10 protein-coding genes and 1 pseudogene are annotated in these 6,550 nt (G+C 36.6%); 7 read left to right on the plus strand and 4 right to left on the minus strand.

From position 1 onward, the window contains the following. Positions 1-14 precede the first annotated feature (14 nt). From Q0W04_RS05845 to Q0W04_RS05865, 5 genes are all read left to right on the plus strand, one after another. Complete coding sequence (locus tag Q0W04_RS05845; protein WP_298501197.1) at positions 15-965, plus strand: ketopantoate reductase family protein; 951 nt, start codon at positions 15-17, stop codon at positions 963-965. 201 nt (positions 966-1,166) lie between these two features. Next, positions 1,167-1,652 carry a hypothetical protein gene (locus Q0W04_RS05850; RefSeq protein WP_298501198.1) on the plus strand — a complete coding sequence of 162 codons (486 nt, stop codon included), beginning with the start codon at positions 1,167-1,169 and terminating at the stop codon, positions 1,650-1,652. 1 nt (position 1,653) lies between these two features. Then, the gene (locus Q0W04_RS05855) at positions 1,654-2,097 is read left to right on the plus strand and encodes a hypothetical protein (RefSeq protein WP_298501199.1); all 444 of its coding nucleotides are present in this window, start codon (positions 1,654-1,656) and stop codon (positions 2,095-2,097) included. Then, complete coding sequence (locus Q0W04_RS05860) at positions 2,097-2,372, plus strand: hypothetical protein (RefSeq protein WP_298501200.1); 276 nt, start codon at positions 2,097-2,099, stop codon at positions 2,370-2,372. The genes Q0W04_RS05855 and Q0W04_RS05860 overlap by 1 nt, the downstream gene beginning before the upstream one ends. A 45-nt stretch (positions 2,373-2,417) precedes the next feature. Beyond that, positions 2,418-3,512 (plus strand): acyltransferase, encoded by a 1,095-nt coding sequence (locus tag Q0W04_RS05865; RefSeq protein ID WP_298501201.1) that lies wholly within the window; start codon positions 2,418-2,420, stop codon positions 3,510-3,512. 10 nt (positions 3,513-3,522) lie between these two features. Here the strand turns inward: Q0W04_RS05865 and Q0W04_RS05870 are convergent, their stop codons facing one another. Further along, positions 3,523-3,792 (minus strand): hypothetical protein, encoded by a 270-nt coding sequence (locus Q0W04_RS05870; RefSeq protein ID WP_298501202.1) that lies wholly within the window; start codon positions 3,790-3,792, stop codon positions 3,523-3,525. A gap of 9 nt (positions 3,793-3,801) precedes the next feature. Further along, on the minus strand, positions 3,802-3,996 hold the full coding sequence (locus tag Q0W04_RS05875) for a hypothetical protein (protein WP_295609994.1): 195 nt from the start codon (positions 3,994-3,996) through the stop codon (positions 3,802-3,804). 118 nt (positions 3,997-4,114) lie between these two features. Here Q0W04_RS05875 and msrA point away from each other — a divergent pair, with 118 nt between their 5' ends. Further along, positions 4,115-5,011 carry a peptide-methionine (S)-S-oxide reductase MsrA gene (msrA, locus tag Q0W04_RS05880; RefSeq protein WP_298501203.1) on the plus strand — a complete coding sequence of 299 codons (897 nt, stop codon included), beginning with the start codon at positions 4,115-4,117 and terminating at the stop codon, positions 5,009-5,011. 5 nt (positions 5,012-5,016) lie between these two features. After that, on the plus strand, positions 5,017-5,412 hold the full coding sequence (locus tag Q0W04_RS05885; protein WP_298501204.1) for a hypothetical protein: 396 nt from the start codon (positions 5,017-5,019) through the stop codon (positions 5,410-5,412). On the opposite strand, the gene Q0W04_RS05890 is transcribed toward Q0W04_RS05885, so the two are convergent. Both Q0W04_RS05890 and Q0W04_RS05895 read right to left on the minus strand, forming a co-directional pair. Then, a complete protein-coding gene (locus tag Q0W04_RS05890) occupies positions 5,399-6,379 on the minus strand; it encodes an Mrp/NBP35 family ATP-binding protein (RefSeq protein WP_298501205.1) in 981 nt (326 codons plus the stop codon). The two genes, Q0W04_RS05885 and Q0W04_RS05890, sit on opposite strands and share 14 nt — an antisense overlap. A gap of 24 nt (positions 6,380-6,403) precedes the next feature. After that, positions 6,404-6,550, minus strand: a pseudogene (locus tag Q0W04_RS05895) (pyridine nucleotide-disulfide oxidoreductase); the annotation flags it as partial.

The following is a 6,550-nucleotide window of genomic DNA, read 5'->3' on the forward strand; positions in this document are numbered from 1 at the left end:
AATGAGGATTTATCATGAATATTTTAGTTATAGGTGCCGGAGCGGTCGGAATCGGACTTGCAAGTTCCCTTTTAAGTCAAAATGCAAACGTTTCCATATATGCAAGAGGCGAAACTGCAAAAGCCATAAAACAAAACGGAATTGAAAGGACAGGACTGTTTACACATTATTCATTTAGAAATGATGAATTGGATGTATATGAAAGCTACGCGGAAATGCCAAAAGATTCATTCGACTATGTATTCATCACATCAAAGACAACAGCCAATGACGACATATCCAAAAGGCTGAATGAATCAAGAGACATCCTGAAGGATAACTTCAAGATAATTATTTTCCAAAACGGTTTCGGCAATGATGAGCCGTTCCTGAGGTTCTTTTCACCCAAGGAGGTATTCTCAGCACGGGTGATTACAGGATTTGCACGCCCCGAAAGACACATCAGCGAAATTACCGTCTACACAGAACCAATACTGATAGGATCACTACAAAATCAGGATCCCGCACCTCTGCAAATCATAGCAGACATGATAACATCATCAGGAATCAAGTGCGAACTTACAGATGAAGTCGACAAATATCTGTGGGCAAAAATGCTTTACAACTGTGCACTTAATCCTTTGGGAGCAATACTTGATGTCAACTATGGAAAGCTAACCGAAAACCAATATACAAAAGATTTGATGGACAGCATCATAGATGAAATATTTGAAGTCATCAATGCCAGCGAATATGAAACTCTTTGGGATTCATCAGAGGAATATAAAAAGCTATTCTACTCAAAACTGGTTCCCGACACTTATGAACACTTTTCCTCAACCCATCAGGACATTAAAAGAAAAATAAGAACTGAAATAGATTCACTTAACGGCAAGGTAATTAGTTTGGGTGAGGCCTATGATGTTGATGTCAGCACCAATAAAATTATCTACAAACTGATAAAAGCTATCGAAAGTAACTTTTGATAACCCAATGGATACTAAAACTTTATATATGTTGAAAATCTATATAGTATTGTTCATATTGTTATATACTATTTTTTTATAATATGAACAATGGTGATGGTTGAAATGAGCATTCGTTTGTATTCCTTTAGTGGTGTTTAGGAAGAGAATGTTCATTTGTTTTTAAAAAGCTTATTTTTACATAATTATTATAGTGATATCATGAGTGAACTTAAACAATTAATAGAAAAATTTATAGAACTTGATGACAGTTTAAATGAAAAAGCAGAACAACTGGACCAAACTGAAGAGGCCTTCGAACAATTTGAAGCAGAACATATTGACCAGATCAATGAATTGAATGAAACCTACCACGAAATCGAACACATGGTATTTCATGAGGAGTTCATAATCGTCTCCAACAACTCAAGCGATGAAAAAGAGGTTGTTGCACTAATCATCAGCGATGAAAACGATGAAGAGGAAGAGTTTGTCATTCCAGTATTTACTGATGAAAAAGAAGCTGAAACTGCAATTGAAGAGTTCAAACAACAGTTCGGAGACATTGAATTTATCTGCGATAAAAAAACCGGAAACGAAATCGTAGCAGACCACCATGACGATGAAGACTTCATTGGTCTTGCAATCAATGCACCACAACTGGACTTCGTTATTGCAACCGAAGACGTTCATGACTGCTGTGAATAGTATGAATCCTAAAGATTATGAAGACTACCAGAAAAATAATGTAAAAGCTTCAAAAAGTCAAATTAAGGAATACATTCAGGTATATGCTGAAATGGCCAAAAAGCTTAAAAGCGAAGATGCAATTGAACTTGAAGCCGTAAAGGACAACATCAGAAAGGCATACCCTGAAGAGATTTATTTCACTTTGGTTGACGAGAAGGAGGATTTCGTCAAGTTAACACTGACAGAAACCACTAAACAGTATATCATCCCAGTCTTTACAGACATCAGGGAATATGCCCTTGGAAGTGCCAAAATCTCCAAATTATTTTTGGACAAGCTCGAAATGAAGGAAATAACTCCAGAGGACATTTCAAAAATAGCCGAAGAGGATGAGCTGTTTCAGGGTTTTGTAATAAATCCCCACTCACAGAACTTCAATATGGACAGGAACGGTGATTTTTGATGAAACTCATTTGTCCGACAATCGGTGAAGACGAGGAAAGGGACTTTCTGGTTACAGGCACATTGGATGACTTTAAAATTATTGTCTTTTCAAGTATGGATGAATATGAAAAGGGCATAAGACATCTGGAAGTAACTGATTATAAGCCTTGTGAAGTCTCAATGGAACTGTTTGAGGAACTGTCAAAAAAGGATGATGAATTTGCAGGCATCATTTTAAATTTGGCCAGTGAAAACAGATTCATTTCCAAAAATGAAATTTTGGAAAAATTATAATATTCTATTAACATTTTTATACCAAGAAATCATATACTTATTATCATGGACAAAAGGCTGTTGTGGATAGACTGGATGAAGACTGTAGCCATTTTCGGCATAATCGGCATTCATGTTTCATCCCAACTGCTTAATCCTGACTTTTTATTTTCCCTTAAATGGTATCAGGGGGTTTTTGCAGCATCGGCATTCCGTTTCGGTGTGATACTGTTCATTATGGCTTCAGGATATCTGACATTAAGAAGACAGCAGACGATTTATGAAATTCCCAAACGTTTCAAAAGAATTTTTGTGCCGTTTGCATTCTGGCTAATATTATACTGCATCATTAAAGTTGTTTTTCAAAATGTATTGGGTCCAACCTGGAATTTAGGCGACCTTTTGGGTTTCATTTACAGAGGATTTCTGGACCCTACAGTCATTTCCATTCAGTTCTGGTTCGTTTACATGATTTTGGGATTATACATCTTTTCACCAATCCTCAGCAGATGGATTCAGAATGCACCAATCAAGGAAATAGAATACGCCTTATGGATTTGGATTATCGTAAGCATATTGCAATTTTTCAACGTGAATTCACTCATTCTTGACTATTCCAGATATTTTACAGGTGCTATAGGATATTTCATTTTCGGATATTATCTGACAGTCAAGGATGATGATTTATACCGGAACAGAACCTTCGGTATGATGCTGTTTTTAGTGGGAACTGCAATAACGTTTTTCGGAACAATATCATTTTCCATGGTAAGTTTTGACCAGTCCCTGTTTTTCATTAAACTTGGAGACATCACTCCAGGAGCATGTCTGCAGGGAATAGGACTGTTCATAGTCATATTCAACACCAATTTCGATAATTTCAACAGCAGAATAAATAACATTGTCATGAAATTAAGCGAGTCAAGCTATGGAATATATCTCGCCAACATTCTGGTAATCAAGGTTTTGGAAAAGATTCATATCATAAATCTTGATAGTTTCACACTGCTGAGCATCATCATTTCAACCGTTTTGGTTATTATCGTCAGCGCAGCAGTCATTGATATTATGAACATGATTCCAGTACTTAGAATCTTTTCATCAAAAAAAGCGGGAAAAACAATCAGCATTAAAAATTTAAAAATTAAAAAAAGAGTATGATATTGAAGAACTACTCCAATTCTTCTTCGTCTTCTTCAATAATATCATCATCCCCATAATACCTGTATCTGTAAGCCATTTTAAATCCTGCATCAACTTCCCTTTTAGGTCTTCTTTTACGTTTGATGTTTGGACCGTTCATATCTTTAAAAGAATCCTGAAACGGTTTGGCCAGATTTTTGTTTTCACGGTAGTATGTGGAATTCTTATGTCTAGTATGAGGTGCCTTATACATCCTTTTTCTTAAAAGCCGCCTTTTACTAGTAACACGTCTAATCACAAAAATCACTTATCTGTTTCTGTTTTTGTTTTTGGTTGCAGATTTATCTAATGTGGCCTGGATTTCATCAATCCTTTCAACTACAACTTTGATAGCTTGTTCTCCTTGACGGGTAGGGTTAATACCCTGTTCAACAAGCAAAGCATCTCTGATATCTCTCAATCTATCAATTGAATCAATTTTCATTATAGTACTGTAAAACATCCTAACTGTCTCCTGATAAACTTAATATATAATATGAATTTCATATTAAAAAATGTTTTTGACAAAATGATGTTTTCCAATAGCTAAGTTAATTAATCTTGAGGAGGAATATTTAATTATGTTTGAAAAATTGCAGGTAATCTATTTGGCGGGAGGCTGCTTCTGGGGTGTTGAAGCCTATATTTCAAGGCTATTCGGTGTCAATCAGACGGAAGTGGGATACGCCAATGGCCGAGACCTTGCACCCACATATGAAAAGGTTTGCACAGGAAAGACCGGACATGCCGAAACAGTCAAGGTCACATATAATCCCAGATTCATTTCTCTGGAAGAAATTTTAGAGGAATTCTTTAAGATTATCGATCCATACACCAAAAACCGTCAGGCAAATGACATTGGAACACAGTACAGGACAGGAATTTACTGGCAGGAGGAATCACAGGCAGAGACTGTTTTGAAATTCCTTTCAAAAAAGCGTCTTGAAGCTCCTAAAAAGATAGTTGTTGAAGCAAGAGCCATACTCAATTTCTATCCCGCTGAAGAATATCATCAGAAGTATCTTGAGAAAAACCCGCAGGGCTATTGTCATGTTGATTTAAATTCAATAGACGTGAAAGGATTCGAACATTTAAATGATGAAGAGTATAAAATAACACAGCTGTCTTTAACAGAACCTCCCTTTAGCGGAAAATATGATGACTTTTTTGAGGAGGGTATATATGTAGACGTAGTAGATGGTGAAATTCTATTCAGTTCCGATGACAAGTTTGACTCAGGATGCGGATGGCCTGCATTTTCAAGGCCCGTTTCAGAGGATGTGATTACAAAAAACAGGGATTTTTCCTATGGAACAACACGCATCGAAGTTAGAAGCGCAAAGTCAAACTCACACCTTGGCCACCTGTTTCATGACGGACAGGGAGGCTCTCAAAGATACTGCATCAATTCCGCAGCATTGAAATTCATACCAAAGGATGAAATTGAAGAATATATTAACAAGAAAAACAAAAAGTAGATACAATGAAACTGGAAGAGATTAAACATCCGGAGCTTAAAAATCATATCAACATGATTTATATGCACGGTGAAAACGAAAACCAAAAAGCCATTGAGAAAACTGAAAGTGAAATAAGGGAATACATCAAAGACCAGGATTTCATCATATCAATCGAAGATGAGAAACCGGTTAAAATTCCATATGCCAATGATGGTGAATATCTGGTGCCCATCTTTACCGATGAAGCCGAATACATCAATGGAATGCAGTACTTTTCACTTAACGTAATGGATGAAAACAAGGAATATATAATTGAAAAACTGGATTACTTTAAAAAATTAAAAGAAGATCCTAATTTCTTAGGATACATCGTTAATATAGCAAGAGTAAGTTATATAATTAACCCTACTCTTTTATAAACTCTTTTTGGATTTGTGAAACGATTTCCACAAATCTTTTTGAAACCTCATCGCTTGGGTCAAGTGTTGAGATAACACCTTCCCTATTAGGGGATTGTGCCACCTGCTCTTCGATTGGAAGGTCACCCAAATATGTGATTTCCATTTCATCAGCAAAAGCCTTTCCATTGCCTTCACCGAATATGTAGAGTTTCTCATCACAATGAGGACAGATATAATAGGCCATGTTTTCAATAAGACCAATCTTATCTATATTCATCATTCCAACCATCTTGACACATTTCAAAACATCCTCCTGAGACACTACATTTGGTGTAGTTACCATAATCACAGCATCAGCATCAGGAATTGTTTGCAGTACAGTCAGAGGTTCATCTCCTGTGCCCGGCGGATTGTCGATGATTAGATAATCAAGTTCTCCCCAATGGGCATCTGAAATCAGCTGTTTGATAGCTCCTGTTTTTTGAGGTCCTCTCCAAATGATTGGTGTATCGATACTGTCCAGTAAAAATGCCATTGACATTACCTTAAGGCCGCTTTCAATGGTTACCGGAAACATTGAGTGTTTGTATTCTTCCTGTTTTGCTTTGATGAATTCAGCTTTCTCTTCATCGTTTTCGAATGTTTCTTTTGCCATAGCTCCTTCGGTAAGTTCTTTAAATACTTCAAACTGGTAATTGCTGAAGTTTTCACCATATAACTCCAAACCCAACATTTTAGGAATATTCGGTCCGTGAATATCAGCATCCAAAATACCGGTTTTGAAACCAAGTTTCTGTAATGTTTCAGCAAGATTTGCCGCTACGGTAGATTTACCTACTCCGCCTTTTCCGCTCATGACCACAATTTTGTGTTTGATTTGTCCAAGGTTTTTAGCGAGTCTGATTTCTTGTTCTATCATTTGCCTTTGTTGTTCAGGGGTCATTTGGCCTCCGTGACCATGATGACCGTGTCCATGTTCTGCCATTTTATCATCTCCAAAATAATGTAATTAATTGAACTTTTTACTTACTTCCTCTACAGCAAGGATTAGCGGATCTGTAACCATTGATACAGGAGGAGCATATGCAAATTCCATATTGCTTAAATCAAAGCAGGTCAAACCTTCGGTAATGGCCAATGTCATTGTATCAATTCT

The sequence above is a fragment of the uncultured Methanobrevibacter sp. genome, from assembly GCF_947170395.1.
Lineage (GTDB): Archaea > Methanobacteriota > Methanobacteria > Methanobacteriales > Methanobacteriaceae > Methanocatella.